We start from the raw sequence: 26,657 nt of genomic DNA, 5'->3' as shown, positions 1-26,657 counted from the left end.
CTGCTGGCCGCGCCCTGCCTCATTGCCCATGGCCCGTATCCCCGACGCTTTCATCGACGACCTGCTGGCCCGCACCGACATCGTCGAGGTGGTGGGCAGCCGCGTGCCGTTGAAGCGCCAAGGCAAGGAATACGCCGCACGCTGCCCGTTCCATGACGAGCGATCGGCGTCGTTCACGGTCTCGCCCACCAAGCAGTTCTATCACTGCTTTGGTTGTGGCGCGCACGGCACCGCGATCAGTTTCCTGATGAACTACGACCGCCTCGAGTTCCTCGACGCGGTGGACGAACTGGCCAAGCGCGCGGGCATGGAAGTGCCTCGCAACGAGAACCCGCGCAGCCCCCAGCAGCAGGACGACAGCCGCGAGCTGTATTCGGCGCTGGATGCTGCCACGAAGTTCTTCCAGAAGAACCTGGAAGGCAGCGACAAGGCCCGCAGCTACCTGGACAGCCGCGGCGTGGATGAAGCGAACCGCACGCGCTTCCAGATCGGCTACGCACCGGATGGTTACAGCGGCCTGCGCGATGCGCTGGGCAAGGACGAGCGGCGCATGAAGCTGCTCGACCGCGCCGGCCTGTTCTCCAAGAACGATCGCGGCCACGTCTACGACAAGTTCCGCGACCGGGTGATGTTCCCGATCTTCGACCGCCGTGGCCGGGTGATCGCCTTCGGCGGCCGCGTGTTCGAGAAGGACGACGGCCCCAAGTACCTCAACTCGCCCGAGACCGCGCTGTTCCACAAGGGACGCGAACTGTACGGTCTCTGGCAGGTGCGCCAGGCCAACCAGAAGATCGAGCGGCTGATCGTGGTCGAGGGCTACATGGACGTGGTCTCGCTGTTCCAGTTCGGGGTCACCCAGGCGGTGGCAACACTGGGCACCGCGACCACGCCGGATCATGCCGAGCTGCTGTTCCGCAACGCACCGGATGTGTTCTTCTGCTTCGACGGTGACGCCGCCGGCCGCCGTGCTGGCTGGAAGGCGCTGGAGTCGGTGCTGCCGCGCATGAAGGATGGCCGCCAGGCCTTCTTCCTGTTCCTGCCCGATGGCGAAGACCCGGACACCATCGTGCGCAAGGAAGGTGCCGAGGCGTTCAACGAGCGCCTGAAGCAGGCCACGCCGTTGTCGCAGTTCTTCTTCGACGAACTGTCCCGCGAGATCAACCTGGGCACGCTCGATGGCAAGGCACGCCTGGCCGAACGGGCCAAGCCCATGCTGGCGCAGATTCCCGACGGTGCCTTCGGCGACCTGATGAAGCAGCAGCTGGCGCAGTTGACCGGGCTCGGCGGCAACGGCCAGCCTGCGCGTGCGCCGATGCCGCAGCGCCAGCCGCAGCGGACGATCCAGCCCGTAGCCAAGCGCAGCCTGGTGCGCGGCGCGATCGCCGTGCTGCTGCAGCAGCCATCGCTGGCGCTGTCGCTGGGCGGCAAGCACCACTTCCAGGGCCTGCGCCTGCCCGGTGTGGAGCTGCTGCTGGAGCTGCTGGACCTGATCGAGCAACGCCCGGATATCAGCACCGGCGCCCTGCTGGAGCACTTCGATGGGCGTGAGGAACAGGCGTCACTGCACACGCTGGCTGCGCAGACACTGCCCGGAACCGAAGCCAGCTGGACCCAGGAACTGCACGACGCGGTGGCCCAGCTGGAGAAACAGCTGCTGGTGCAACGTCTGGATGAGTTGCTGGCAAAGCAGCGTCAGCAGGGCCTGGACGATACTGACAAATACGAACTGCGCGAGCTGCTGAAGGCCCGCGCCGGACTGCGCCTGTAGCGACAGAACGTTTTCACGGAGAGGACCATGCTGCTGCGCCTGACCTGCCTGCTGTTGTTGTCGCTCTGCCTGCCGCTGACGGCCCTGGCCGAAGACGCGCCACTCAACGAAGTCCGCCCCGGCCTGTATGCCGGTGGCCAACCCAGCGCCGCACAGCTGCAGGCCTTGGCCGCACAGGGCGTACGCACGGTGATCGACCTGCGCCAGCCCGGCGAGGACCGGGGTTTCGATGAAACCCGCGCGGCCGAATCGCTGGGCCTGCGTTATGTGCGTATTCCGGTAGCCGGCGCCGAGGGCCTGGATGCGGCCAATGTGCGCGCCGTGCACCAGGCCCTGCAGCAGAGCCAGGGGCCGGTGCTGCTGCACTGCGCCTCCGGCAACCGCGCCGGCGCCGTGCTCGGCCTGGTCAACGCACGCTACGAACATGCCAGCCCGGAACAGGCCCTTCAGCTCGGCCAGCGCGCTGGGCTGAAGTCGCTGGAAGCCGCCACCCGCCAGCGTCTTGCAACGCCGGTCACTTCGCCCTGAATCACCCGCAAAGGAGTCTGCCCACCATGACCCGCTGGTGGTCGCGCCTGCGACCGGACAATTTCACCCTCGCCCTGCTGTGCACCGTCGGCCTGGCCTCGCTGTTGCCGATGAAGGGCGCGGCCGCCATCGTCCTCGACGATGTCACCACCGTCGCCATCGCTGCGCTGTTCTTCCTGCATGGCGCGCGCCTGCCGCGCGAGTCGATCATCGGCGGCATGCTGCACTGGCGGCTGCACCTGACCATCCTGGCCTGCACCTTCATCCTGTTCCCGCTGCTGGGGCTGATGTTCAAGCCACTGTCGGGCTGGCTGCTGACGCCGGAGCTGTACCTGGGCGTGCTGTTCCTGTGTACCCTGCCCTCCACCGTGCAGTCGTCCATCGCGTTCACCTCGATGGCACGCGGCAACGTACCCGCTGCGGTGTGCAGCGCCTCGCTGTCGAGCATCCTCGGCGTGTTCCTGACCCCGCTGCTGCTGACCGCGCTGGCCGGTACCTCCGGCGGCGTGCACGATCCGCTGCATGCGATCGGCGGCATCATGCTGCAGCTGCTGGTGCCGTTCGTGGCCGGCCATCTGCTGCGGCCATGGATCGCCGGCTGGGTGGAAAAGCAGCGCGCGCTGCTGCGCTACACCGACCAGGGCACGATCCTGCTGGTGGTGTATTCGGCATTCGGCGAGGCGGTCACCGAGGGCCTGTGGAGCAAGACACCGCTGCTCTCGCTGCTGGCCGTGGCAGTGGTCGCCGCGGTGCTGCTGGGCATCGCCATGCCGCTGATCACCTTCATCGCCCGCCGCCTGCGCTTCAACCGCGAGGACGAGATCGCCATCGTGTTCTGCGGCTCGAAGAAGAGCCTGGCCACCGGCGTACCGATCGCCAAGGTGCTGTTCGCCGGTGGCAGCCTGGGCGCGATCGTGCTGCCGGTGATGATCTACCACCAGATCCAGCTGATTGTCTGCGGCGTGATCGCGCAGCGCTATGCGAAGCGCGCGCCCTGATTGGGCGCACGGGTTGTTGTGGGGAGTCCGTCCACGCATGGCATGGATGGTTTGCCTGACGCTATGGATCCACCAGCGTGCCGACGCTCAGCTCCGGCATCCATACCCACAGGTCGTACGGCCGTTCCGCACCGGCAGCGACCCGCGGCCCCGTGGCAACCTGCTCTCGAAGTGGCCGCGCCATGCAACCGCCCGCGCATCCCCACGTCTGACCACGCTGCGCGCCCAACCGTACGCTATAGATATCCAGGTCCCGCAGCTGCGACGCCATCGGATACCTCTGCATTTCCGGCGGCATACCTTGCGGCCTCTGCAGCATGGCGTGCACGTTACCGGTCAGCACCAGCATGCGTGCATTGGCCGGTAGGCCTCGATAGAGCCGCCGCAACTCGGCTGCCATGAGGTCATCGCGTACCTGGTTGCCGCCCTTGCCGGCGTTGACGTCATAGCCAACGACGTCGATCACACGTCCCTGCGACTTCAGCAGGCGCAGGCTTTCGATCATCGCCAGCATATCGCGGCTGCGACGGCCGTCGTGCTGGTCATCGCGCACGGTCCAGAAGGCACGCCCGCGCAGATGCTGGCGTGCCTTCTCCCCGCCATCGGAACCCAGGTAATCGCGTAGCGTGGGGGTTTCCCCGCGTGGCAGTTCCAGCGCCAGCAGGACCGGCCCGGTGCGGCTGTAGTCGTCCACCAGTTGCCGCACCAGCAGCGGCGTCTCGCGGGTTCCATGGAATTCGCCCAGCACCAGCATGCGGTGGTCGGCAGCGTGGTGGCGGATCTGCGCGGCGGTGTCGTCGGCATGCGCGGTCACGGCCATGCCCAGCGCCAGAATCAGCGCGGTGGTCCAACGGAAGATCGTATGCATCCCTGCTGCTTCCTTTCCCTGGGGTCAGGAACAGCAATGGCGACGCCGAGACGACGGTTCAAGGTGATCCACGCCATGCGTGGATGTCTGCGCGATCAGGCGGGGTCAGAATCCCTTCGGGGATCCGACCCCAAGTCGAGCATGGCTCGACCCTACAGGTGGCGCCTCACAGCCAGGGCAGGATCCAGTGGTCCACCAGCAGGAAGGCGAACAGCGCCATCAGGTAGACGATGGAGTAATAGAACATCTTCATCGAGAACAGTTCGTCCGGCGGGTCCAGCATGCGCCAGGCGTACCAGAGGAACACGGCGTTGAGCACGATCGCGCCGCCCAGGTAGAACGCACCACTCATGCCCACCAGGTACGGCAGCAGGCAGACCAGCGCCAGCACCACCGAATACGCCATGATCTGCTTGCGGGTGTGCACCACGCCGTGGGTCACCGGCAGCATCGGGATCTCGGCCTTGGCGTAGTCCTCGCGGCGGAAAATCGCCAGCGCCCAGAAGTGCGGCGGGGTCCAGATGAAGATGATCAGCACCAGCAGTGACGAGTAGGCCCAGTCCGACGAGCCCTGCATGCCGGTCACCGCGGCCCAGCCCAGCATCGGCGGCATCGCGCCGGCCAGGCCACCGATGACGATGTTCTGCGAGGTCGCGCGCTTCAGGTAGACGGTATAGATCACCGCATAGCCGATCAGCGAGGCAAAGGTCAGCACCGCAGTGATCAGGTTCACCCACAGCACCAGGATGGTCATCGACAGCACGATCAGCACGCCGGCGAATACCAGCACCTGCCAGGGCTTGACCTTGCCCACCACCAGCGGGCGCCACGAGGTGCGGGCCATCTGCGCATCGATGTGCGCATCCAGCAGCTGGTTGATCGCGGCCGCAGCCGAGGCCGCCAGCCAGATGCCGAGGAAGCCGAGAACGCCGGCGCGCACCTGCTCCCAGCTGGGTACGCCGGGGATGGCCAGGACCATGCCGACCAGGGCAGTGAAGACGATCAGGGCGACGACCTTGGGCTTGGTCAGGTCCCAGTACTGGCGGTAATTGGAAAACATGGAATCAGTCCGGGGCACGCAGGCGGGCCAGCAGGCTGACCAGCACGAACAACAAGGCAACGGCCACGCCGTTGTGGGCCACCGCCACTTCCAGCGGCAGCGCCAGCTTCACATTGAGGATGCCGAGGGTGACCTGCAGCACCAGCAGCGCGATCAGCGCGCTGGCCCAGCCACGCATGCTCGGCAACCGGAACAGGCGCACGCCCAGCCACAGCAGGTAGGCGGCCACCACCACCGCGAACAGGCGGTGCGCCATCTGGATGGCAATGCGCGAGGCGCCATCCAGCACGCCGCCTTCGTAGTCCACGCCGATGCCGCGCCACAGGGTGAAGCCTTCGACGAAGTTGTGCTGTGGCCACCACTGGTTGGCACAGCGCGGGAAGTTGTCCAGCGAGGCGCTGCCACCGCCGCAGGCGAGTGCCGCGTAGTTGGCGCTGACCCATCCACCCAATGCGATCTGGGTGACCAGCACCGCCACGCCGATGCGCAGCAGCCACTTCAGCTTCGGCGCTTCGGCCAGGGTGATCGGCATGTGCGTCGCACGCCAGGCCATCCACACCAGCAGGCCGAACATCAGCATGCCGCCCAGCAGATGGCCCATCACCACGATGGGTTTGAGCAGCAGGGTCACCGTCCACATGCCCAGCAGGGCCTGGAAGATCACCACGGCCAGCGTCAGCAGGGCCGCACGCGCCAGATCGATGTTGCTCCAGCGCAGCGCGGCGATCAGCAGGATCGCCTCGCCGATCAATGCCAGGGCACTGGCGGTGCCGTGCCAGCCCATCATGTACAGCGGTATGCCGGCGGCCACCAGTACGCAGGCGGTCACCACCGCCGTGCTTCCGAATCGCCGCTTGCGCGTGGCCAGCAGCGCCAGGGTCAGGATCTCGATGCCCAGCGCGCCAGCCAGGAAGCGGTGCACCTGTTCGCGCCAGGCCTTGTGGGTCTCCAGCGGGCGGATCTCCGCCGCCGGGTGGCCAATGGTCTCTTCCACGTGCTGTGGCCAGGTGGCCTGGCCATAGCAGGTCGGCCAGTCCGGGCAGCTCAGGCCGGCATCGGACAGGCGCACGAAGGCGCCGAACATGATCGTGCTCGCGGTCATGATCATGGCGAACCACGCCAGGCGGTGGAAATTGCGGTGCAGCGCCGGACGCGCGGAAAGGCTCATCAAACGGGACTCACTTCAGTTTCAGCAACGTGGCCATGTCCTTGCGCAGGCCACCGAGGTCGGAGCCCGGGGCGTGGCGCATGATCACGAAGCCGTTCGGATCGATCACGTAGACCGGCAGTCCCGCCGGATCATCGACGCCCGGCAACGCCGCGCGCAGGGCTGGCGACGGAGCCAGCGGCCGCAGCGCGGGCAGCGAGGCGATCGACGCCGGTGGCGTACCCAGCCACAGGATCTCGACATTATCGGCGTTATGGCCGAACAGCTGCCACACCTTGCCCAGCCCCTGCGACAAAGTGACGCACTGCACGTCGCAGGCGCCGGCCGGGGCCACCAGCAGGCGCCAAGTGCGAGCCTCGGGGTTCCAGGCATAGGGCTGGCCGCTGGCCAGGGTCGGCGCCTGCTGGCGCAGGTCCACCGGCGGCTTCAGCAGCTGGCCGGCATTGCGGTGCCCGGTCGGCTGCCAACCGGAGAAACGCAGTACAGCGGCCAGCGCCATCGCCCCGAAGAACACGGCAAACAGCAGCACCAGGGTCCGGCGGCCGGAGCCGCGCGCCTGCGGGGACGTAGCAGTGTTCATGCGGGACATTTTCTCATGGTTGGGTAAGGGATGCCGGCCAGCAGCCGTTACTGCCGGACGACGGGGCGCCTGCTGCGCCACTCCAGCACCAGCGCGACCACCAGCACGGTCAGGGCCAGGCCGAACCACTGCACGGCGTAGCCCAGGTGACGCTGCGGCGGCAGCGTGTTCGGCAGCAGGTCCAGATCGCGTTCGTCGCCGAACGGCAGCGCGGGGTCCAGCCGCAGCACGCGGTCGGGCAATGCCGGTAGGCCAAGCGCCGCCGCCAGCCCGTCGGCGGGCAACCGGCTGGCCAGCCAACGCCCGGCCTCATCGGTAGCGGAGAACGCCGGGCCCAATGCCAGTCCCGCCGACGGCGGCGGCGCCAACAACCCACGCACCGCCACCGGCGAAGGCGGCGCCTGCACATCCGGCAGCGTGCGATCCGGCGGCAGTGCGCGCCAGCCGAGGTCGGCCAGCAGCACGCTGCCATCGTCACTGCGGAAGGGGCGATAGATCTTCACCCCGGCGCGGCCATGCCGGGTCTGATTGTCCAGCAGCACCACGCCGGGCAGGAAGCGGCCGTGGTCGGCCACGCCGTGCAACGCGCCGGGCGCCGCCAGTGCCTGCGACAGCGGCAGCGCCTGTGCCACCGCTGGACCTTGTGCATCCAACATTGCCTGTTTGGCATGCATGCGCTGCAGCTGCCACAGCCCCAACGCGCTGAAACCGGCCATCGCCAGCACCGCCAGCAGCCATCCGATCACGCGCGTGTGCTGGCGCATCATGACAAGTCCGCGCAAACGCGGTCAGATAGGCGCATCCACCCTGCCCTCGAGCCGCGCATGAGTGATTCGCTGAAGACCCTGCTGGTAATCGCGTTTCTGATCGTCATCGTCTGGAATCTGGGCGCCGGCCTGTATTACCTGCTGGTCGACCGCGGCCAGACCAAGCGCACGGTCAACGCACTGACCCGCCGCATCGCGGTATCGGTGGCATTGATCCTGCTGGTGATCGTGAGCATCTACATGGGCTGGATCAAACCGCACGGCATCGGCGGCTGAGGCCACCGATGCGTGCGCGGTCAAAGCACGTAGACGAACAGGAACAGCATCAGCCACACCACGTCGACGAAGTGCCAGTACCACGCGGCGGCTTCGAAACCGAAATGGTTGTCGCGGGTGAAGTGTCCCTTGGCCGAACGCAGCCACATCACGATCAGCATGATCGTGCCCAGCAGCACGTGCGCGCCGTGGAAGCCGGTCAGCATGAAGAACGTCGAACCGTAGATCCCCGAGCCAAGCGTCAGGTTCAGTTCCTTGTAGGCATGGATGTACTCCTCCGCCTGCAGGATCAAAAAGCCGAGGCCGAGCACGACGGTCAGGCCCAGCCAGATCAGCAGCTGGCGACGGTTGCCCGCCTTCAGCGCGTGGTGGGCGATGGTCAGGGTCACGCCGGAGGTCAGCAGGATCAGCGTATTGATCAGCGGCAGGCCCCAGGCCGGGATGGTCTGGAACGCGCCACCGATCGCGGCCGGGCCGTTGGTCGGCCATCCGGCGGAATAGCCCTGCCAGAGCAGCTCGTTGGTCATCACGCCGCGGCCTTCGCCACTGAGCCAGGACAGGCCCAGGTTGCGGGTGTAGAACAGCGCCCCGAAGAAGGCGCCGAAGAACATCACCTCGGAGAAGATGAACCAGATCATCCCCATCCGGAACGAACCATCGACCTGGTGGTTGTAGTTGCCGGCCTGCGATTCGCGCACCACGTCGCTGAACCACCAGAACAGGGTCAGCACCAGCATCGCGATGCCGATGTAGAAGGTCCAGCGCCCCCAGCTGGCATCGTTGAGCCAGCTGGCCACGCCCACCATGGTCACCATCATCGCGATGGAACCCACGAACGGCCATTTGCTCTGGGCCGGGACGAAGTACACGTTGGCGTCGGTCGGTGTCTGGGCCATGTCGGTATCCGGGTCAGGGTGCGGCGTGCGCGCCTTCCGAGGTGGCGGCCGGGGCCAGCCGATCGGACAGCGCGTCGTTGCGGTAGAAGGTGTAGGACAGGGTGATCGTCTTGATTTCCGGCGGCAGGTCCGGATCGACGATGAAGCGCACCGGCATGTCGCGCTTCTCGCCGGCCTGCAGCGTCTGCGCGGTGAAACAGAAACATTCGGTCTTGCTGAAGAAGCCCGACGCGCGCGCCGGCGCCACCGAAGGCACCGCGCTGCCGACCACCGCCTGCTGGCTGTCGTTGCGGGCAAAGTACAGCGCCTCGTTGAGCTCGCCGGGCACCACGTCCATGGTCAGCTGTTCGGGATGGAACGACCACGGCAGGCGCGAATTGACCCCGCCATCGAACTCCACGCGCACAGTGCGCTTGCCGGACGCCGCTCCCGCGCTGGCTTCTCCGCCGGGGCCGCGCTCCAGGCGCACGCCAAACACCTTCTCGCAGGCGATGCGGTACAGCGGCACCAGCGAGAATGTCAGCAGGAACACCGCCACCGCCACGCCGATCAGGCGCGGCAGCCCGGCGCTGCGGGACGGTGTGCGGGCCGGTGCCTCGCTCATCGGCCGATCACCCCGCTGAGGATGAAGCCGACGTAGACCAGCACGGCGATGGCGCCGACCCACATCGCCGTGCGCTTCGCACGCTGGCGCTGCTGCTCGATGCTTCCGCCTGGGTAGAGCCGACCGCTGGTCGGCTGCTTTTCGTCAGTCGAGCCTGGCTCGACGCTACTGATCGGGAGCGGGCTCTCGTTATGCATGCCCCACCTCAGTGCGTGATGTCGTCATGCGCCAGGTCCCCCGGGCGGATGGTCGGCGGCGTGGTGAAGGTATGCGCCGGTGCCGGCGACGGCAGCGTCCACTCCAGGCCGCGCGCACCTTCCCAGCTGCGCGCTTCGGCCTTCTCGCCGCTGCGCAGCGAGGACAGCAGGATCGCGGCCATCATGAACGGGGTGACGAACATGCCAAACGCGCCGATCGAGCTGATCAGGTTCCAGTCGGCGAAGGCCACGCTGTAATCGGGGATGCGACGCGGCATGCCGGCCAGGCCGAGGAAGTGCTGCGGGAAGAACAGCAGGTTGACGAACACGATCGACCACCAGAAGTGCACCTTGGCCCACTTCTCGCTGTACATGCGCCCGGTCCACTTCGGCCACCAGTAGTACACCGCGGCGATCAGCGCGAACACCGCGCCGGTCACCAGCACGTAGTGGAAGTGCGCGACCACGAAGTAGGTGTCGTGGTACTGGAAGTCGGCGGCCACGATGGCCAGCATCAGTCCGGAGAAACCACCGATGGTGAACAGGATGACGAAGGCCACCGACCACAGCATCGGCGCCTCGAACGTCAGCGAGCCACGCCACATCGTGCTGACCCAGTTGAACACCTTCACGCCGGTCGGGATCGAGATCAGCATGGTGGCGAACATGAAGTAGATCTCGCCGCCCAGCGGCATGCCCACGGTAAACATGTGGTGGGCCCAGACAATGAACGACAGGAACGCGATGGCGGCGGTGGCGTACACCATCGCCTGGTAACCAAACAGCGGCTTGCGGCTGAAGGTCGGGATGATTTCGCTGACCACGCCGAAGGCCGGCAGGATCATGATGTAGACCTCGGGGTGACCGAAGAACCAGAAGATGTGCTGGTACATCACCGGGTCACCGCCACCGGCGGCGTTGAAGAAGCTTGTACCGAAGAACTTGTCGGTCAGCAGCATGGTCACCGCACCGGCCAGCACCGGCATCACCGCAATCAGCAGGAAGGCGGTGATCAGCCAGGCCCAGCAGAAGATCGGCATCTTCAGCAGATCAATGCCGGGCGCACGCATGTTGAGCACGGTGGCGATGATGTTGATCGCGCCCATGATCGAACTGATGCCGGCCACGTGGATGGCGAACACGCTGAAGGCCACGTTGTAGCCACCCTGCAGCGACAGCGGCGGATACAACGTCCAGCCACCGGCCGGCGCCCCCCCGGGCAGGAACAGGGTCAGCAGCAGCAGGCTGAAGGCCACCGGCAGCAGCCAGAACGACCAGTTGTTCATGCGCGGCAGCGCCATGTCCGGCGCGCCGATCTGCAGTGGGATCATCCAGTTGGCGAGGCCCACGAAGGCCGGCATCACGCCGCCGAAGATCATCACCAGCGCATGCACGGTGGTCATCTGGTTGAAGAACTCGGGCTTGACGAACTGCAGGCCGGGCTGCGCCAGCTCGGCGCGGATCACCACGCTCATCGCCGCACCGATGATGAACATGATGAAGCTGAAACCCAGGTACAGCGTGCCGATGTCCTTGTGGTTGGTCGAGAAGAACCAACGCTCGAAGAAACTCTGCTGGTGATGGTGATCGTCGTGCCCAACTGCCGAGTGCGCCATTGCAAAACACCTCTCAGAATCGGTTGTCACCACGGCCGCAGGCGGCCGCGGGCTTTACATCACACTCCGCTCGCTGCGGTGGCAGGCGCGCTGCCCGCTTCTGCAGCAGCAGGCGCAGCCGGTGCCTCACCCGTTGGGGCAGCCGGTTCGGCAGGTGCCGCAGGCGGCGTCGGCTCAGCTGGCGGCGCGGGCTTGCGCTGCGCCAGCCACTGCTTGAATTCCTCCTTGGACACCGCCTCGACCACGATCGGCATGAAGCCGTGGTCCTTGCCGCACAGCTCGGCGCACTGCCCGCGGTACACGCCGGGCTGCTCGATGCTGGTCCAGGCCTCGTTGATGAAGCCGGGGATGGCGTCCTGCTTCCAGCCCAGCGCCGGTACCCACCAGGCGTGGATCACGTCGTCGGAAGTGATGACGAAACGCACCTTGGTATCGACCGGCAGCACCAGGCGGTTGTCGACGTCCAGCAGGTAGTGTGGGTGGCTTTCGCGGGTCGGCACGATGCCACTCTGGCGCACCCGGTCGGACTCGCGGTCCAGGCGGCTGGTGAAGGTGACGTTTTCGCCGAGGTATTCGTACTTCCACATCCACTGGTAGCCGGTGACCTTCACCGTCATCTCGGCATCGCGGGTGTCGTACATCTTGATCAGGTTGGCCGTGGCCGGCCACGCCATCACGATCAGGATGATCACCGGGATCACCGTCCAGATCACCTCGGCCTTGGTGTTGTGGCTGAAGGTGGCGGCAACCGCACCCTTGGATTTGCGGAACTTGAAGATGGCGTAGGCCATCGCGCCGAACACGATGACGCCGATCACCGTGCAGATGATCAACGAGAGATTGTTCGATTCCCAGGCCAGGCGCGAGGTCTGGGTCACCCCCTTGCCCATGTTCAGCTGCCACGGCTTTGGATCGGCCGCCTGGGCCCAGGCCAGCGCCGGAACCAGTCCCCCGGCCACCATGGCGGCGACCGCTGCAACGCACTTCGTGCCCCACCTGCTGCTTTGCTTCATTGCCTAGACCCTTAGCGTCGTCGGTTGCCGCCATCGCTGGCGGCGAGCAAGCTTTCAAGTGTCTCTGCAAGCGTCTGGCGTTCGGCCGGCGCGAGGAAACTCCCCACCTCCACCTGCCGGCCGCTGGATGCCAGCCGGACCCTCTCATCGTCGGTGAGCAGGCGCACCCAGTGAGGGTGGGCCCGGAACACCGGCGATCCACCGGGTACGGGAATGACCTCCACGTACGCCGGCACTACCCGGATCTCCTCCTGCCGTTCACCACTGCGCCACAAGGCACGCAGCGCCGCCGCCAGCACCAGGCTGTACAGCAGCGCGAACAGGGGGGCGAATGCATTGCCGGCCAACCACCCGAGGGCGGACACCAGCCACATCGCACCCGACAACACGGTGAACAACAGGACGAACTGCCGGGCATCGAGCGCCCGTGGGGGACGCAGCCGCAGCTGCGTACCTGACCCATCCGGAGCTGGAAGCACCTCGATCATGTCGCAACCGCGTTCCTGCCGCGGGAAACGTCTCGATGGTAGCCCCGCCCTCTCGCCGGTAGCAAGGGTGCATTCACACATTTTCCGATGCTGCAACACAGCATGAGGTCGGCGGCACGAATGACGAATTCAGCACAATTAATGGCAGCCTGCCTGAACACGCTGAATCCACCGCCGCTAGGGGCTATCAGCACTTCACGAAGGTGGCTGCGGGGCACTTCCGTAACCCGCAAAAATGATTAAAATCGCCAAGTTTTCCACTGGCCGGACCGGCATGAACGCACCTTCTTCCTCCCCTGCCGCCCATGACGCCCCGCGTCCCGGCGCGCTGCTGTCGCCGGAACTGCCGGCGCCCCCCAACCCGTTCCGCCAGGCCATCACCGATGCGTGGTTGAAGGACGAGGCCAGCCACGTCCGCGAGCTGCTGGCGCAGGCCCGCCTGCCCGCCGAGGAACAGGCCAAGGTGCAGGCGCTGGCCGCCGACCTCGTGGGCCGCGTGCGCGTGCGCGCCAAGGACCAGGGCGTGATTGAAGCCTTCATGCGCCAGTACGACCTGGGCAGCGAGGAAGGCGTGCTGCTGATGTGCGTGGCCGAAGCGCTGCTGCGCATTCCGGACCAGGACACTGCCGACAAGCTGATCCGCGACAAACTGGCCGACGCCGACTGGGAAAAGCACCTGGGCGGCAGCGACTCGGTGCTGGTCAACGCCTCCACCTGGGGCCTGATGCTGACCGGCAAGCTGGTGCAGATGAACGACGCCACCCGCGCCGATGCGCCCAGCGCGTTCAAGCGCCTGGTCGGTCGCGTCGGTGAGCCGGTGGTGCGCCTGGCCGTGCGCCAGGCGATGAAGATCATGGGCCACCAGTTCGTGATGGGCCGCACCATCAGCGAGGCGCTGTCGCGCTCGCACAAGGGCGACAACGCCAGCTACCGCTACTCCTTCGACATGCTGGGCGAAGGCGCGCTGACCATGAAGGACGCGCTGCGCTACCTGGAAGACTACCGTCGTGCGATCCACGCCATCGGCGGCGATCACAAGGCACGCGGCGGCCGTCCGGACGGCGACGTCAACAACGCACCGGGCATCTCGATCAAGCTGTCGGCGCTGTACCCGCGCTACGAGCACGCCAAGCGCGAGCGCGTGCTGAAGGACCTGGTGCCGGGCGTGCTGGAACTGGCACAGCTGGCCAAGAGCTACGGCATCGGCTGCACCGTCGACGCCGAAGAGTCCGACCGCCTGGAACTGTCGCTGGACATCATCGAGCAGGTGTTCTCCGACGCCTCGCTGGCTGGCTGGGATGGCTTTGGTGTGGTCGTGCAGGCCTACCAGAAGCGCACGCCGTACACGATCGACCACCTGGCCGACATGGCGCGCCGCGCCGGTCGCCGCCTGCAGGTTCGCCTGGTCAAGGGCGCCTACTGGGATGCCGAGATCAAGCGCGCACAGATCGAAGGCTATCCGGGCTACCCGGTGTTCACCCGCAAGCAGAACACCGACGTGTCGTATTTGGCATGCGCGAAGCGCCTGTTCACCCATGCCGACGCGATCTACCCGATGTTCGCCACGCACAATGCGCACACCATCGCGGCTGTGCGCAGCATTGCCAACGGTGGCGTGTACGAGCACCAGAAGCTGCACGGCATGGGCGATGACCTGTACGCCGAAGTGGTGCCGGCCGATCGCCTGGGCCTGCCCTGCCGCGTGTACGCCCCGGTCGGTTCGCATGAAGACCTGCTGCCCTACCTGGTGCGCCGCCTGCTGGAAAACGGCGCCAACTCCAGCTTCGTCAACCGCATCACCGACGAGCGCGTGCCGATCGCCGACCTGATCCGCGATCCGGTCGAGATGGTCGCCTCGTTCGCTTCGATCCCGCATCCCAAGATCCCGCTGCCGGTTGACCTGCTGCGCAGCCAGAACCACGACAGGAAGAACTCCATGGGCGCCAACCTCGCCAACGACAACGAACTGCGCGCCCTGGCCGAGCAGATCAACGCCGCCGTAAAGCCCTGGCAGGCCGCCCCGCTGGTGCCGGGCGCCAACCCGGCCGGCGCCGCGCTGCCGGTGACCAACCCGGCCGACACCCGCGAAGTGGTCGGCCAGTGGCTGGCCGCCGATGCCGCCACCGTGCAGAAGGCCCTGGCCAATGCCGTGGCCGCGCAGCCGGCCTGGAACCGCACCCCGGCCGCCAGCCGCGCCGCCATCCTCGAACACGCCGCCGACCAGCTGGAAGCGCGCATGCCCGAGTTCATGGCACTGTGCGTGAAGGAAGCGGGCAAGAGCCTGCCCGACAGCATCGCCGAAGTGCGCGAAGCCGTGGACTTCCTGCGCTACTACGCCAAGCAGGCACGCGAGCAGTTCAGTCACGCCGAGAAGCTGCCCAGCCCGACCGGTGAGTCCAACGAACTGCAGCTGCATGGCCGCGGCGTGTTCGTCTGCATCAGCCCGTGGAATTTCCCGCTGGCGATCTTCTTGGGCCAGGTCGCTGCCGCCCTGGCCGCCGGCAACAGCGTCATCGCCAAGCCGGCCGAGCAGACCAACCTGATCGGCTACTACGCGGTCAAGCTGCTGCACGACGCCGGCATGCCGGCCGAGGTGGTGCAGTTCCTGCCGGGTGATGGCGCCACCGTCGGTGCCGCGCTGACCGCCGACCCACGCGTGGCCGGCGTGGCCTTCACCGGCTCCACCGACACCGCCCGTGCGATCAACCGCGCGATGGCTGCGCGAGATGCCGCCATCGGCGTGCTGATTGCCGAGACGGGTGGCCAGAACGCCTTCATCGCCGACTCCTCGGCGCTGCCGGAACAACTGGTCAAGGACGCGATCGGTTCGGCCTTCACCTCCGCCGGCCAGCGTTGCTCGGCCGCGCGCGTGCTGTTCGTGCAGGACGACATCGCCGACAAGGTGATGACCATGCTGGCCGGCGCGATGAAGGAACTGAAGGTCGGCAACCCGGGCCTGCTGTCCACCGACGTCGGCCCGGTGATTGATGCCGACGCGCTGAAGATCCTGCAGGACCACGCCGAGCGCATGGACCGCGAAGCGCGCCTGATCGCCGCCGCCGAGCTGTCGGCCGAAGCGGCCAACGGCACCTTCTTCGCCCCGCGCGCGTACGAATTGAAGGATCTGGGCCAGCTGCACAAGGAAATCTTCGGGCCGATCCTGCACGTGATCCGCTGGAAGGGCGACCAGCTCGACGCGGTGATCGACCAGATCAACGCCACCGGCTACGGCCTGACCCTGGGCGTGCATTCGCGCATCGACGAGACCGTCGACCGCATCAGCAACGGCGTCCATGTCGGCAACGTCTACGTCAACCGCAACCAGATCGGTGCGGTGGTCGGCGTGCAGCCGTTCGGCGGCCAGGGCCTGTCCGGCACCGGCCCGAAGGCCGGCGGCCCGCACTACCTGCTGCGCTTTGCCACCGAGAAGACGGTGACGGTGAACACCACCGCCGCTGGCGGCAACGCCTCGCTGCTGACCCTGGGCGACTGATCACCCGCGTCAGGCAGTGAACGAAAAACCCCGCGAAAGCGGGGTTTTTTGTGCTTTGCCGGTAGCGCTGGGCCATACCCGGCGACGATCATGCCGCCACACTGAACCGGCTGTCCGTAAGCTTGGCCAGCTCGTGCCGCACCCTCGCGATGCGCGCTTCCAGGTCGCCCTCCAGCAGCACGTACTCGACTCCCCGCGCCTGCAACTCGTGCACGTACCACGCATGCTGCTGCGCCCGGAATGCCTCCCCCAGCCGCGTGCCGTCCTGGTCGAACGGGATATCCGGCGCACACAGGAACAACAAGTCGTACGGCCGCAGTGCAGCCTGCCGCAGTGCCTCCGGTGCCGTACCAAACATCCAGCCGCTGTAGCCCAGCGTCACCAGCGGCGTGGTATCGCAGAACAACCAGCGATGCGCCGTCAGCGCCGCCGCATCCTCACGCCGGGGCTGCTCTTCGGCGATACGCAGCAGGTCCGGTTCGCGCAGGTCACCGCCCTGCATTTCCCACAGCGTGCGCCCGAATTCCGCGACCCACGTCGTGCCCATCCGCTCGGCCAGCACCCGCGCCAGCGTGGTCTTGCCGGTGGATTCGCCACCGATGAAGGCCACGCGCTGCACGTAGTCCGCGTACACCTGCGGCGACAGGCCGTGGCGAAGCGCATGCGGATCGGCGCGAAGCCGGGTGCCGCTGGGCTGGCCGACATCGCGGCTGCGCTCCAGCCGCTGGTGCTGCACCGGTGCATGGAAGTGCGCGGCCATCGCTGCGGCAAAACCATCGCCGTAGTCCTCGCCGGTGTACACCGTCTGCACTGGCCCTCCGAACAGGTTCAGGCACAGCCACGCGGTGAAGTCCCGCTGCACCTGTTCGTCATCACTGTCCTGCGGCAGGGCTCGCACTGGCAAGCCATGCTGCATGCACAATGCCGCCAGTCGCGCGTCGTCAAGCACCGCCACCGTCGCCTGCGGGAAACGCGCACGCAGCCAGCGCTCACGGCGCTCGGCGCTGTAGCCGGCAAAGCCCGGCTGCGACCAGCCGATCACCAGCAGATGCACGCAGCGCGCGGCAGCGAAGTCGATCAGTCGTTCATGGCCGAGGTGCAGCGGGCAGAACTTGCCCACCACCAGCCCCCGCGCAGCGCGCTCAGGCAGCGGCATCGGCCGCCCTTGCCTCGTCGCGCATCAGATGCCGCCAATGGCGCAGTGCCACCAGCGCGTTGATCCAGAAGCCCACATACAGGATCGAGGTCAGATGCAGGCCACGGCTGTAGTACAGCGGCACTGCAACGGTGTTCACCAGCAGCCAAACCCACCACGATTCCAGCTTGCGCCGCATCATCAGGATCTGCGCGATCACGCTCAGCACCAGCACCGCCGAATCGATATACGGCGCATAGGCATTGGTCAGGCGGGTCAGCATCCAGCCGTAGCCGAACGTGGCCACCACCGCCAGTGGCGCCAGCCAGGCCCATGCCCGCGGGCGCAGCGAAGTGATCGGCAGCGGCGCGCCATGGTCGCCGCGCAGCCACTGCCACCAGCCCAGCACACTGATGGCGATGAAAAAGAACTGCAGCACCATGTCCGCGTACAGGTGCGATCGTTCGAACACGGCAGCAAACAAGGCGCAGCCGACGATGCCCAGCCACCAGGTGTGCACGTTGTTGCGGCCGGCCAGCAGGATCGAGCCGGCGACGGCGATGTTGGCAGCCAGCTCCAGCTGGAAGTTCGAGTCGGACAGGTTCATGACGCTATTGTCGTGGATCCGTGCGCTGCGTGGACAACCCGGCAGATCCACGCCGTGGGTGGATGCCCCAGACCGTCCCCACAAAAAGAAGGCCCCGCTCGCGCGGGGCCTCCTGCGTACTGTTTCAGGCAATCGCCTGAATCAGAACTTGTACTGCATCGAAGCCGCCAGCACGTCGCCGGTCACCTTGTACTTGCCGGTCACGGTGTTGCCGGTGGCCGAGGTCGAGGTGATGTTCGGATCCTTGGTGAACAGGTGGGTGTAGCCCACGCTGTATTCCATCTTGTCCGAAGCCGCGTAGGTCAGGCCCAGAGACAGCCACTTGCGGGTGGTGTCCGGCACGCGCACGTCGCGGTGGACGTCGGTGGTCGGGGTCTGGTCGTAAGCGAGACCGCCACGCAGGGTCAGCTTCTCGTTCATGCGGTACTCGGTACCGATCGACGCGAAGGTGGTGTCGCGGTAGTGGAACGGCAGCACGCTGTCCGGCTGGTTGGAGTCATAGTCGACAGTGACCTGGTCGAACTTGCTCCACGCGGTGCGCGAGACGTCGGCCATGATCTTCCACTGATCGTTCACGCGGTGGGTGACGCTGACGGTGGCGCTGGCCGGCAGGGTGATGGTGGCACGGCCGTTGCTGTCAACGAAGGTACCCGGGGCAGCACTGGCCAGGAACGCGGCCGCAGCCGGGGTCATGGTGAAGTCGGCCTTGCCGTCGGTGATCTTGTGTTCCACTTCCGAGCGGTAGCTGAAGGCGATGTTGGTGCCTTCCACCGGGCTGACGGTCATGCCCAGGGTGTAACCCACGGACATTTCGTCGCCCTTGATGCGCAGGTAGCCATCGGCGGTACCCGGCGAGAAGCCCAGCTGGGCAGCCTGGATACCGGCCTGGCGGGCAGCGGCAGCGGCCTGGGCCTGGGTGCCGCCACGGGCCAGCACGGTGGCAGCAGCACGCTGCTGGGCGCTGGCGTTGATGGCGGTGCCGGCATCGACGGCGCTGGTCAGGTCAACGTCCAGGCGCTCGACGAACACCGACGCACCGAAGGACAGGTACGGGTTCACGTCGTAGGAGAACGCGGCGCCCAGGTCGACGGCCTGCAGTTCGGTCTTTACGCCGTTGTAGCGGCCGACCCAGTCACGGTCGTATTCGGTCTTGAAGCCGAACGGCACCGACAGCGACACACCGAAGTGCATGTTGTCGTTCTCGCCGAACGGCACGTGGAAATAGGCCGCCGGGACCGGGGCGATCATGCCGGCGTCGCCGCCATTGCCGCCGGAAATCGGAGCGCCATTGGCGTACTTGCCCTGGCCACGGAACTTGGCGCCGAAGCTGATGGCGCTGACGTCGCCCTGCAGCATGGTGCCGTCGAGCAGGCGCATGGAGGCCGGGTTGGTGGCGATGACCGAGGCGTCGCCTTCGGCCGAAGTGGAGCCGGCGAACGCGCGGCCGAGGCCCTTGGCGCTGTTTTCCTTCAGCTGGAAGGCGGCGGCGTTGGCATCGGCGGCAGCCAGCGCACCGGCAACGCCGACGGCCAGCAGGGTCAGACGGGCAATGGTGGAAGCGGTTTGCATCGTAGTTCTCTCTCCGGTAAGCGGTGATGTTGCTCTGAGTGCGCCTGCGCCCGGCCGGCCCTGGGGCCCTTCGGAGCGCGCCGGATTCCCCTCCCGACATACGACGCCGTATGCGAGTATTACCCAGAGCTGTTAATGAAACAATAACAGCAGCTGCGCTTTTTTCGTCTCAAAAGCTGAACAGGACAATCCCCGCCGCAGGCGTCGCCACGCTAGGCTTATACCCATGTTCGTCTCCCTCCCGTCGCGCAAGAAGGCGGCCCTGCGCTGGGCCACGCCCGTGCTGTTCGCGTCATTGTGGCTGGCGTTCCTGTGGTCGATCTCGCGCCCGGACGATGCCCGCGGCAGCCTCTGGCTGGACTGGGGCGCCCTGTCCACCGGCCTGACCCACCCGCTGGACTGGTGGGCGACCCTGCAGGACGGCAGCGTGCTGCGGCTGTTCACCGCCCTGTTCCTGCATGCCGACTGGTCGCATCTGCTGGGCAACCTGGTGTTCCTGCTGATCTTCGGCCTGCCCGCAGAGCGGGTGCTGGGGCCATGGCGGTTGCTGCTGCTGTTCCTGGTGGGCGGCGCGGTGTCCAACCTGGTGGCGATCTACACCATGGGCAGCCCGGATCAGATCATCATCGGTGCCAGTGGCGCGGTGTCGGCGCTGATCGGCGCCTATCTGGCCCTGTTCCCGGGTGCCCGGCTGGGCGTGGTGATCCCGCTTGGCCTGTTCCTGGAGTTCGTACGCGCCCCGGCCTATCTGCTCATCGGCGTCTGGGCCGCGCTGCAGGTGGTATTCGCCCATATCGGCCCCAGCTTCGGCATGGTGGCCTGGTGGGCCCACATCGGCGGCTTCCTGTTCGGCCTGCTGTATGGCGTGTACGTGCGCGCGGCGATCGCGCGCCGGCTGCGCAAGCGGCACGGGTTCTAGCGTCCGCTTGCCGGGTTCTGCGGAATGCCCGAGCCATGCTCGGGCAGCGTTCGGAAATCAGTCGGGCATGGCGCGACGCTACGCCATCAAGGCTTGGCCGGGATCTCTGCAGGCTTTGCTTCCGGTCTTGCTTCCGGCTTTGCTTCCGGCTTCGCTGCAGCCTTCGTGGCCTTGGCCGCATCTGCCTTCGCCGCTTCGGCCTTCAACCGTGCAGCCACCGAACCCGGATTCTTCAGCTCGGCCAATGCGTCGTTGATCGGGCCATCACCCGGCAGCACCGCACCGGCATGGTAGCCCTCGGTGCCTTCGTCGTCGCCGCGCAGATGTCCCGGCAGGGTCGCTTCGCTGTAATCGCTCAGGCTGGCCGGCAGCGCATCCTCCGCCGGCGTGGCGGCGGGCTTCAGTTCAACGTCCGGCACGATGCCGGTGGCCTGGATCGACTTGCCACTGGGCGTGTAATAACGCGCCGTGGTCAGCTTCACCGAATCCCCGTTGTCCAGCGGCAGCACCGTCTGTACCGAGCCCTTGCCGAAGGTGCGGCTGCCGACCACGCGGGCACGCTTGTTGTCGCGCAGCGCGCCGGCCAGCACTTCCGATGCGCTGGCCGAGCCGGCGTCGGCCAGCACGACCACCGGTGCGCCCTTCAGCAGGTCGCCCGGGGTCGCGTCGAAGCGTGCATCACTGATGCTGATGCGGCCACGGGTACTGACGATGTTGCCCTTGTCGAGCAGATCATCGGCCACCTGCACCGCAGCGGTCAGCAGGCCACCCGGGTTGCTGCGCAGGTCCAGCACCAGGCCCTTGAGCTGACCACCGGACTGCTTCTGCAGCTGCTGCACGTGCTTCTGGAAATCCGAACCGGTATCGGCCTGGAAGGTACTCAGGCGGATGTAGCCATAGCCCGGTTCCAGCAGGCGGCTGCGCACGCTGGTCACACGGATGGTCTGGCGGGTCAGGCTCACGTCGAACGGCTTCGGCTTGCCTTCGCGCACGATGGTCAGCACCACCTTGCTGCCTGCGGGGCCGCGCAGCGGTTCACTGGCATCGATGGCGCTGATCGGCTTGCCGTCGATGGCGATGATCAGGTCACCGGCGAGGATACCGGCCTTGGCCGCCGGCGTGTCGTCGATCGGCGAGATCACCTTCATGCTGGCATTGTCCGGCTGCTGCTGCAGCTCCACGCCGATGCCCTCGTAGGCGCCATTGGCCTGCTCGTCGAAGGCCTGCGCGTCTTCCTTGTTGAAGTAGGTGCTGTGCGGATCGAGGTCGAGCAGCAGGCCACGCACGGCCGACTGCATCAACTTCTTGTCATCGACCGGATCGACATAGGCGGCACGCACCGCGTTGTACACGGCCACGAAACGGCGGATGTCCTCCAGCGGCACCTTCGAGGTCACCGCCTCCTCGCTGTTCGCTGCCTGCCCGCTGGTTTCCTGGCTCGGGGCGGGCGCGGTCTGCTGCGCCCAGGACAGCGCTGGCAACAGGGCCAGCAAGAGGGTGGCGGTACGGGCTGCGCGCATGGATCACTCCTGTCGACGGTGGCATGGTGCCCAAGGCACATGCACCGATTATGCGCGAAGCACAGCTAAATTCCCGTTGAATCCGGCCCGCACGCGGCGAACCGGATTCAGCGCCGCTGCAGCCAGCTGTCCGGATTCACCGGCTGCCCGCCACGGCGCAGCTCGAAGTACAGCGCGGTAACGCCCTGGCCGCCGGAATTGCCGACCTTGGCCACCGCATCGCCACGGCTGACCCGCGCGCCGGCATCCTTCAGCAGGGTGTCGTTGTGGGCGTACAGGCTCATGTAGCCGTTGCCGTGGTCGACGATCAGGATCATGCCGTAGCCGGTCATCCAATCGGAGAACACCACGGTACCGTCGGCCACCGCGGTGACGGTGCTGCCGGCCGGCGCACCGATCAGCACGCCGCTGCTGGTACGGCCATCGGGCAGCTTGCCGCCATAGCGGGCCAGCAGGTTGCCGGACAACGGCCAGCCCAGGCCGCCGACCTTCGGCGCCGGTGCCGATGCCACCGCAGGCGGGACCTTGGTTGGCGGCGGTGGCCGTCCCTGCGCCGCGGCCTGGCGTGCAGCCCGCTCGGCAGCGGCCTTTTCGGCGGCGGCTCGACGTGCAGCCGCGCGACGCTCGGCTTCGGCGCGGGCGGCAGCAGCACGCAGGTTGGCCAGCAGCGTTTCCAGCGCCTTGGCGTCCTGGCCCAGTGCCTGTTCCTTCTCGCGCTGGTCCTTGAAGCGCTCGTCCAGCGAGGCCACGGTCTTCGCGCGATCGCGACGGTCGGCTTCCAGCGCCGCAGCCTGCTGCTTTTGGTCCTGCTGTGTACCCTGCAGCTTCTGCTTGCGCTCGGCGATCTGCGCCTGCAGCCCTTCCAGTTCCTTCAGGTCGGCCGTCAGCGTCGTGATGCGCCGCGCACGTTCGCGCTGCAGGTAGCGATGGTAGGCCAGGGCGCGGTTGGCGTCGGCCACCGTGTCCTGCGACAGCAGCAGCTTCAACGGTGCATGGGTGCCCAGCTGGTAGGCCGCGCGCAGCAGCCCGGCCAGTTCTCGGTGCTGTTGGGCGAGGTTGCCCTGAAGGCTGCTGCGGCGCTGCTCGGCTTCGGCCAGGGCCCGGGCCTGCTCGCGCAGCGCGGCTTCGGTCTGCGCGAGCGCCCGACCGGTGCGGGCCACCTTCTCGTCGGCCTCGCGCAGCTGCAGCGAGGCCTGGCCACGCTGCCCCTCGATCTGCCGTCGCTCCTGCGCCACGCCCTTCAGCTCGGTACGCAGCTTCTGCAGCTTGCGCTCGGTCTCGCGGGTCGTCTGCGCGGCACCCGGCAGCGGCAGGGCCAGCGCCACGACCAGCCCCAGCAGCAGGCAGCGCCCGCCGCGCGCAGCGGCGATGTGATGTCGGCGTGATGGGAAGGCGTTGTCGCGCAAGGGCTTTCCAGTGACTTCAGGCAGTTGCGGGGGATACCGGGGAATGGTGACATCTCCGCACGCGGCCTGCCAGCCGCACATCCATCGAGGTCCCCATGAAAGCTCTTTCCATTCCGCTGCTGTTGGGCGTATTGCTGGCCACCGGGCCGGTCTGTGCACAGGAGAACATCAGCAAGGTCAACGGCAGCATCAGCGCCGAACCGGGCCAGCGCTACGGCAAGCTCGACACCGTCAACGGCGGCATCCGCGTCGGCGAAGGCGTCGAGACCGGCAGCATCGACACCGTCAACGGCGGGGTCAAGGTCGCCGACCGCGCGCGCACCGGCAAAATCGAAACAGTCAACGGCGGTGTGCGCCTGGGCCGCGAAGTGATCGCCAGCGGTGGCGTCAGCACCGTCAATGGCAGCATCTTCACCGATCGCGGCAGCCAGATCGAAGGCGGCGTCGAAACCGTGAACGGCGGCATCGGTCTGGTGGAAAGCCGCGTCGGCAAGGATGTGGAGACCGTCAACGGTGACATCACCGTCGGTATCGGTTCGCAGGTCAAGGGCGGCGTGCATGTGCGCAAGCCGAACTTCAGCGTCTCGCTGACCGCCAGCCGCAAGCCACGCGTGATCATCGGTCCGAATGCCGTGGTCGACGGCCCGCTGCAGTTCGAGCGCGAGGTGGTGCTGTACGTGCATCGCACGGCCCGCATCGGTCCGGTCACCGGTGCCGAGCCAATCCCGTTCGATAGCGAAACGGCACCGGCCGACTGAACCCGCCGGACCCAGCGGTTGGGTGATACTCGCTTTTACCGGTCGCGCATGATGTGCGACCGCCCTTTGTTCTCCAGGAATCGACGATGCCCCGCAAACTCCTCCTGTGCCTGGCCGCTGCGGCCGCGCTCAGTGCCTGCAAAGGCGAAGATACTCCGGCAGCTACGCCGGCCACCGATACCGCTGCCGCGAAGCCGGCCACCCATCAGTTCTCGCCGGAGATCAACGCCGGCGACTTCGCGGAGATGGTCAAGACCCTGGCTTCGGATGAGTTCGAAGGCCGCGCCCCGGGCAGCAAGGGCGAGGAACTGACGGTCAACTACATCCGCGACCAGATGCAGCGTATCGGCCTGCAGCCCGGCAACGGCGACAGCTGGTTCCAGGATGTGCCGATGACCGAGACCACGGCCGACGAATCGACCGTGCTGAAGATCACCCAGGGCGGCAAGACCACCGAACTGAAGTTCGGCACCGACATGGTGGTCGGCACCCGTACCGGCCAGGCCGAGGTCAAGGTCGATGCCAGCGACCTGGTATTCGTCGGCTACGGCGTCGATGCGCCGGAGCAGAAGTGGAACGACTACGCCGGCCAGGACTGGAAGGGCAAGACGGTCGTGATGTTCGTCAACGACCCGGGCTTCCATGTCGACGACGGGAAACTATTCGACGGCAAGCGCATGACCTATTACGGCCGCTGGACCTACAAGTTCGAAGAAGCTGCCCGCAAGGGCGCTGCCGCCGCGCTGATCGTGCACGATACCGCCGGCGCGTCCTACGGTTGGGACGTAGTGAAGAATTCCTGGGCCGGCCCGCAGTACGACCTGCCCGCCAAGGATGACCCAGAGGCGCGAATCCCGGTGCAGGGCTGGTTGAGCGCCGACGCGGCCAAGGCGCTGTTCGCCGGTGCCGGCCTGGACCTCGCCCAGGCCTACAAGGACGCCAGCAAGCGCGGTTTCAAACCGGTGCCGCTGAAGGCCACCGCTGCGGTCGACCTGAAGAGCCAGATCGCGCAGAAGCAGTCGCGCAACGTGGTCGGCGTACTGCCGGGCAGCAAGCGCGCTGACGAGGCCGTGCTGTACATGGCGCACTGGGACCACCTGGGCAAGCATGAGGGTGAGACCGGCGACAACATCTACAACGGTGCGGTCGACAACGCGACCGGCGTAGCCGGCATCCTCGAAGTGGCCGAAGCCATGGCCCACCAGGAGCCGAAGCCGGAGCGTTCGGTGGTGTTCCTGGCCGTGACCCTGGAAGAATCCGGCCTGCTGGGCTCGAAGTACTACGTTGCCCATCCGACTTTCCCGCTGGACAAGATCGCCGGTGTGATCAACATCGATGCGATGTCGGTGGCCGGCCGTGCCAAGGACGTGACCGTCACCGGCTTCGGCAGCTCGGAGCTGGAGGACATCCTCAAGCCGCTGGCTGCCGCCCAGGACCGTACCCTGCACGGTGAGACTTCGGTGCAGAGCGGCTTCTACTTCCGCTCCGATCACTTCAACTTCGCCAAGGCCGGTGTGCCCGCCCTGTACGCCGATGGCGGCGAAGACCTGCGCGAGGGTGGCGTGGAAGCAGGCCGCAAAGCCGCGGCGGATTACGGCGCCAACCGTTATCACGGCCCGAAGGACGAGTTCGACGCGGCCAGCTGGAAGCTGGACGGCACCGTCGAAGACCTGCAGCTGATGTACGGCGTCGGCAAGGAACTGGCCGGTGGTGATCGTTGGCCGAACTGGTACGAAGGCAACCCGTTCAAGGCTGCCCGCGACGCGATGATGAAGGACAAGGCCCCGGCCAAGTAAATCAGGCCATGTTCGACTGAACATCGTTGAGAGCAGAGCGGCGCCCCACGCGGCGCCGCTTTTTTTGTGCGCTCCGCCATTGGTGGGTGCCAACCTTGGTTGGCACTCTCTGCCATCGGTAGTCGCCAACCTTGGTTGGCGCCGCCGCTCGCGGCGGTTCCATCAACGCGTCTGCCGGCCAGCGGCCGGCACTACCCGCATTTGCTGCGCATAAAGAAAAACCCCGCTGCGTGAGCAGCGGGGTTTTGGGTGTAAACCCTGGCGATGACCTACTCTCGCATGGCTTGAGCCACACTACCATCGGCGCAGCTGCGTTTCACTTCCGAGTTCGGGATGGGATCGGGTGGTTCCACAGCGCTAATTTCACCAGGGAGACGGTTGCAGCAGCGCTTGCAGCGCCAGCTTCGCGATCTTGCCCTTGGGGCGGAAGGAACCCGGAGAATGCAGTGCCTTCACTTAATAAGAAAAACCCCGCTGCGCAAGCAGCGGGGTTTTGGGTATAAACCCTGGCGATGACCTACTCTCGCATGGCTTGAGCCACACTACCATCGGCGCAGCTGCGTTTCACTTCCGAGTTCGGGATGGGATCGGGTGGTTCCACAGCGCTAATTTCACCAGGGAGGCTTT

The 26,657-nt window shown here is 66.6% G+C and carries 24 protein-coding genes and 2 rRNA genes; 8 read left to right on the top strand and 18 right to left on the bottom strand.

The window, feature by feature from the left end:
* The first annotated feature begins 28 nt into the window (after positions 1 to 28).
* The 3 genes from dnaG to B9Y82_RS00120 are packed head-to-tail and all read left to right on the top strand — an operon-like array spanning position 29 to position 3,294.
* Positions 29 to 1,768 carry a DNA primase gene (gene dnaG, locus B9Y82_RS00130; RefSeq protein ID WP_100471060.1) on the top strand — a complete coding sequence of 580 codons (1,740 nt, stop codon included), beginning with the start codon at positions 29 to 31 and terminating at the stop codon, positions 1,766 to 1,768.
* 27 nt (positions 1,769 to 1,795) lie between these two features.
* The gene (locus tag B9Y82_RS00125; RefSeq protein ID WP_049444510.1) at positions 1,796 to 2,296 is read left to right on the top strand and encodes a fused DSP-PTPase phosphatase/NAD kinase-like protein; all 501 of its coding nucleotides are present in this window, start codon (positions 1,796 to 1,798) and stop codon (positions 2,294 to 2,296) included.
* A 26-nt stretch (positions 2,297 to 2,322) separates the two neighbouring features.
* Entirely contained in the window at positions 2,323 to 3,294 is a 972-nt protein-coding gene (locus tag B9Y82_RS00120) for a bile acid:sodium symporter family protein (RefSeq protein WP_049421191.1), read from the top strand.
* Positions 3,295 to 3,355: 61 nt separating this feature from the next.
* Here the strand turns inward: B9Y82_RS00120 and B9Y82_RS00115 are convergent, their stop codons facing one another.
* From B9Y82_RS00115 to B9Y82_RS00095, 5 genes are all read right to left on the bottom strand, one after another.
* Positions 3,356 to 4,162, bottom strand: coding sequence for a calcium-binding protein (locus tag B9Y82_RS00115; RefSeq protein ID WP_100471059.1), 807 nt, complete (start codon positions 4,160 to 4,162; stop codon positions 3,356 to 3,358).
* Between the two features lie 166 nt (positions 4,163 to 4,328).
* Positions 4,329 to 5,222 (bottom strand): heme o synthase, encoded by an 894-nt coding sequence (gene cyoE, locus B9Y82_RS00110; RefSeq protein ID WP_100471058.1) that lies wholly within the window; start codon positions 5,220 to 5,222, stop codon positions 4,329 to 4,331.
* Between the two features lie 4 nt (positions 5,223 to 5,226).
* On the bottom strand, positions 5,227 to 6,390 hold the full coding sequence (locus B9Y82_RS00105; RefSeq protein WP_100471057.1) for a COX15/CtaA family protein: 1,164 nt from the start codon (positions 6,388 to 6,390) through the stop codon (positions 5,227 to 5,229).
* 10 nt (positions 6,391 to 6,400) lie between these two features.
* A complete protein-coding gene (locus tag B9Y82_RS00100; protein ID WP_100471056.1) occupies positions 6,401 to 6,970 on the bottom strand; it encodes a hypothetical protein in 570 nt (189 codons plus the stop codon).
* Between the two features lie 47 nt (positions 6,971 to 7,017).
* Positions 7,018 to 7,737: an SURF1 family protein gene (locus B9Y82_RS00095; RefSeq protein ID WP_100471055.1), complete on the bottom strand. Its 720-nt coding sequence runs from the start codon at positions 7,735 to 7,737 to the stop codon at positions 7,018 to 7,020.
* Between the two features lie 57 nt (positions 7,738 to 7,794).
* On the opposite strand from B9Y82_RS00095, the gene B9Y82_RS00090 reads away from it, so the two are divergent.
* Positions 7,795 to 8,013 (top strand): twin transmembrane helix small protein, encoded by a 219-nt coding sequence (locus B9Y82_RS00090; protein ID WP_005412025.1) that lies wholly within the window; start codon positions 7,795 to 7,797, stop codon positions 8,011 to 8,013.
* Between the two features lie 20 nt (positions 8,014 to 8,033).
* Here the strand turns inward: B9Y82_RS00090 and B9Y82_RS00085 are convergent, their stop codons facing one another.
* Genes B9Y82_RS00085 through B9Y82_RS00060 form a run of 6 tightly spaced genes read right to left on the bottom strand, consistent with a single transcriptional unit; the run spans position 8,034 to position 12,827 of the window.
* Positions 8,034 to 8,909 (bottom strand): cytochrome c oxidase subunit 3, encoded by an 876-nt coding sequence (locus B9Y82_RS00085; RefSeq protein ID WP_100471054.1) that lies wholly within the window; start codon positions 8,907 to 8,909, stop codon positions 8,034 to 8,036.
* Positions 8,910 to 8,922: 13 nt separating this feature from the next.
* On the bottom strand, positions 8,923 to 9,513 hold the full coding sequence (locus B9Y82_RS00080; RefSeq protein WP_100471053.1) for a cytochrome c oxidase assembly protein: 591 nt from the start codon (positions 9,511 to 9,513) through the stop codon (positions 8,923 to 8,925).
* Positions 9,510 to 9,710, bottom strand: a complete 201-nt coding sequence (locus B9Y82_RS00075; protein ID WP_100471052.1) for a hypothetical protein — start codon at positions 9,708 to 9,710, stop codon at positions 9,510 to 9,512. Before B9Y82_RS00075 ends, B9Y82_RS00080 begins: the two co-directional genes overlap by 4 nt.
* An 8-nt stretch (positions 9,711 to 9,718) precedes the next feature.
* The gene (gene ctaD / locus B9Y82_RS00070; protein WP_057501839.1) at positions 9,719 to 11,326 is read right to left on the bottom strand and encodes a cytochrome c oxidase subunit I; all 1,608 of its coding nucleotides are present in this window, start codon (positions 11,324 to 11,326) and stop codon (positions 9,719 to 9,721) included.
* A 59-nt stretch (positions 11,327 to 11,385) separates the two neighbouring features.
* Complete coding sequence (gene coxB, locus B9Y82_RS00065) at positions 11,386 to 12,339, bottom strand: cytochrome c oxidase subunit II (protein WP_100471051.1); 954 nt, start codon at positions 12,337 to 12,339, stop codon at positions 11,386 to 11,388.
* An 11-nt stretch (positions 12,340 to 12,350) separates the two neighbouring features.
* The gene (locus tag B9Y82_RS00060; protein WP_004153894.1) at positions 12,351 to 12,827 is read right to left on the bottom strand and encodes a DUF2244 domain-containing protein; all 477 of its coding nucleotides are present in this window, start codon (positions 12,825 to 12,827) and stop codon (positions 12,351 to 12,353) included.
* Between the two features lie 274 nt (positions 12,828 to 13,101).
* On the opposite strand from B9Y82_RS00060, the gene putA reads away from it, so the two are divergent.
* Positions 13,102 to 16,320 (top strand): bifunctional proline dehydrogenase/L-glutamate gamma-semialdehyde dehydrogenase PutA, encoded by a 3,219-nt coding sequence (gene putA / locus B9Y82_RS00055; RefSeq protein WP_100471050.1) that lies wholly within the window; start codon positions 13,102 to 13,104, stop codon positions 16,318 to 16,320.
* Between the two features lie 88 nt (positions 16,321 to 16,408).
* Here the strand turns inward: putA and B9Y82_RS00050 are convergent, their stop codons facing one another.
* From B9Y82_RS00050 to B9Y82_RS00040, 3 genes are all read right to left on the bottom strand, one after another.
* Positions 16,409 to 17,476, bottom strand: coding sequence for an AAA family ATPase (locus tag B9Y82_RS00050; RefSeq protein ID WP_100471049.1), 1,068 nt, complete (start codon positions 17,474 to 17,476; stop codon positions 16,409 to 16,411).
* Positions 17,463 to 18,062, bottom strand: coding sequence for a nicotinamide riboside transporter PnuC (pnuC, locus tag B9Y82_RS00045; protein WP_100471048.1), 600 nt, complete (start codon positions 18,060 to 18,062; stop codon positions 17,463 to 17,465). The genes B9Y82_RS00050 and pnuC overlap by 14 nt, the downstream gene beginning before the upstream one ends.
* A gap of 141 nt (positions 18,063 to 18,203) precedes the next feature.
* A complete protein-coding gene (locus B9Y82_RS00040; protein ID WP_100471047.1) occupies positions 18,204 to 19,631 on the bottom strand; it encodes an outer membrane protein transport protein in 1,428 nt (475 codons plus the stop codon).
* A 226-nt stretch (positions 19,632 to 19,857) separates the two neighbouring features.
* Between B9Y82_RS00040 and B9Y82_RS00035 the strand changes: the two genes are divergently transcribed.
* Entirely contained in the window at positions 19,858 to 20,550 is a 693-nt protein-coding gene (locus tag B9Y82_RS00035) for a rhomboid family intramembrane serine protease (RefSeq protein ID WP_014035716.1), read from the top strand.
* A gap of 86 nt (positions 20,551 to 20,636) precedes the next feature.
* Here the strand turns inward: B9Y82_RS00035 and B9Y82_RS00030 are convergent, their stop codons facing one another.
* Both B9Y82_RS00030 and B9Y82_RS00025 read right to left on the bottom strand, forming a co-directional pair.
* Complete coding sequence (locus B9Y82_RS00030; RefSeq protein ID WP_100471046.1) at positions 20,637 to 22,070, bottom strand: S41 family peptidase; 1,434 nt, start codon at positions 22,068 to 22,070, stop codon at positions 20,637 to 20,639.
* 107 nt (positions 22,071 to 22,177) lie between these two features.
* Entirely contained in the window at positions 22,178 to 23,476 is a 1,299-nt protein-coding gene (locus B9Y82_RS00025) for a murein hydrolase activator EnvC family protein (RefSeq protein WP_100471045.1), read from the bottom strand.
* Positions 23,477 to 23,571: 95 nt separating this feature from the next.
* Here B9Y82_RS00025 and B9Y82_RS00020 point away from each other — a divergent pair, with 95 nt between their 5' ends.
* Together B9Y82_RS00020 and B9Y82_RS00015 are read left to right on the top strand one after the other, a co-directional pair.
* Positions 23,572 to 24,234, top strand: a complete 663-nt coding sequence (locus tag B9Y82_RS00020) for a hypothetical protein (RefSeq protein WP_100471044.1) — start codon at positions 23,572 to 23,574, stop codon at positions 24,232 to 24,234.
* A gap of 86 nt (positions 24,235 to 24,320) precedes the next feature.
* Positions 24,321 to 26,030, top strand: a complete 1,710-nt coding sequence (locus B9Y82_RS00015) for a M28 family metallopeptidase (protein WP_100471043.1) — start codon at positions 24,321 to 24,323, stop codon at positions 26,028 to 26,030.
* A gap of 256 nt (positions 26,031 to 26,286) precedes the next feature.
* Here the strand turns inward: B9Y82_RS00015 and rrf (B9Y82_RS00010) are convergent.
* A 5S ribosomal RNA gene (gene rrf / locus B9Y82_RS00010) occupies positions 26,287 to 26,401 on the bottom strand.
* Between the two features lie 133 nt (positions 26,402 to 26,534).
* A 5S ribosomal RNA gene (rrf, locus tag B9Y82_RS00005) occupies positions 26,535 to 26,649 on the bottom strand.
* Positions 26,650 to 26,657 lie beyond the last annotated feature (8 nt).

The organism is Stenotrophomonas maltophilia (genome assembly GCF_002799155.1).
Lineage (GTDB): Bacteria > Pseudomonadota > Gammaproteobacteria > Xanthomonadales > Xanthomonadaceae > Stenotrophomonas > Stenotrophomonas maltophilia_R.
Note: the sequence above shows the minus strand (reverse complement) of the source record. Positions and strands in the feature narration are given on the sequence as shown.

Excerpts from the sequence above, each read along its gene's own strand:
- B9Y82_RS00075 (WP_100471052.1), bottom strand. The coding sequence starts at position 9,710 with ATGCATAACGAGAGCCCGCTCCCGATCAGTAGCGTCGAGCCAGGCTCG.
- B9Y82_RS00095 (WP_100471055.1), bottom strand. The coding sequence starts at position 7,737 with ATGATGCGCCAGCACACGCGCGTGATCGGATGGCTGCTGGCGGTGCTG.
- B9Y82_RS00100 (WP_100471056.1), bottom strand. The coding sequence starts at position 6,970 with ATGAACACTGCTACGTCCCCGCAGGCGCGCGGCTCCGGCCGCCGGACC.
- B9Y82_RS00050 (WP_100471049.1), bottom strand. The coding sequence starts at position 17,476 with ATGCCGCTGCCTGAGCGCGCTGCGCGGGGGCTGGTGGTGGGCAAGTTC.
- putA (WP_100471050.1), top strand. The coding sequence starts at position 13,102 with ATGAACGCACCTTCTTCCTCCCCTGCCGCCCATGACGCCCCGCGTCCC.
- B9Y82_RS00125 (WP_049444510.1), top strand. The coding sequence starts at position 1,796 with ATGCTGCTGCGCCTGACCTGCCTGCTGTTGTTGTCGCTCTGCCTGCCG.
- B9Y82_RS00020 (WP_100471044.1), top strand. The coding sequence starts at position 23,572 with ATGAAAGCTCTTTCCATTCCGCTGCTGTTGGGCGTATTGCTGGCCACC.
- ctaD (WP_057501839.1), bottom strand. The coding sequence starts at position 11,326 with ATGGCGCACTCGGCAGTTGGGCACGACGATCACCATCACCAGCAGAGT.
- B9Y82_RS00115 (WP_100471059.1), bottom strand. The coding sequence starts at position 4,162 with ATGCATACGATCTTCCGTTGGACCACCGCGCTGATTCTGGCGCTGGGC.
- B9Y82_RS00030 (WP_100471046.1), bottom strand. The coding sequence starts at position 22,070 with ATGCGCGCAGCCCGTACCGCCACCCTCTTGCTGGCCCTGTTGCCAGCG.
- cyoE (WP_100471058.1), bottom strand. The coding sequence starts at position 5,222 with ATGTTTTCCAATTACCGCCAGTACTGGGACCTGACCAAGCCCAAGGTC.
- B9Y82_RS00105 (WP_100471057.1), bottom strand. The coding sequence starts at position 6,390 with ATGAGCCTTTCCGCGCGTCCGGCGCTGCACCGCAATTTCCACCGCCTG.
- B9Y82_RS00035 (WP_014035716.1), top strand. The coding sequence starts at position 19,858 with ATGTTCGTCTCCCTCCCGTCGCGCAAGAAGGCGGCCCTGCGCTGGGCC.
- coxB (WP_100471051.1), bottom strand. The coding sequence starts at position 12,339 with ATGAAGCAAAGCAGCAGGTGGGGCACGAAGTGCGTTGCAGCGGTCGCC.
- dnaG (WP_100471060.1), top strand. The coding sequence starts at position 29 with ATGGCCCGTATCCCCGACGCTTTCATCGACGACCTGCTGGCCCGCACC.
- B9Y82_RS00015 (WP_100471043.1), top strand. The coding sequence starts at position 24,321 with ATGCCCCGCAAACTCCTCCTGTGCCTGGCCGCTGCGGCCGCGCTCAGT.
- B9Y82_RS00080 (WP_100471053.1), bottom strand. The coding sequence starts at position 9,513 with ATGAGCGAGGCACCGGCCCGCACACCGTCCCGCAGCGCCGGGCTGCCG.
- pnuC (WP_100471048.1), bottom strand. The coding sequence starts at position 18,062 with ATGAACCTGTCCGACTCGAACTTCCAGCTGGAGCTGGCTGCCAACATC.
- B9Y82_RS00120 (WP_049421191.1), top strand. The coding sequence starts at position 2,323 with ATGACCCGCTGGTGGTCGCGCCTGCGACCGGACAATTTCACCCTCGCC.
- B9Y82_RS00060 (WP_004153894.1), bottom strand. The coding sequence starts at position 12,827 with ATGATCGAGGTGCTTCCAGCTCCGGATGGGTCAGGTACGCAGCTGCGG.
- B9Y82_RS00090 (WP_005412025.1), top strand. The coding sequence starts at position 7,795 with ATGAGTGATTCGCTGAAGACCCTGCTGGTAATCGCGTTTCTGATCGTC.
- B9Y82_RS00040 (WP_100471047.1), bottom strand. The coding sequence starts at position 19,631 with ATGCAAACCGCTTCCACCATTGCCCGTCTGACCCTGCTGGCCGTCGGC.
- B9Y82_RS00085 (WP_100471054.1), bottom strand. The coding sequence starts at position 8,909 with ATGGCCCAGACACCGACCGACGCCAACGTGTACTTCGTCCCGGCCCAG.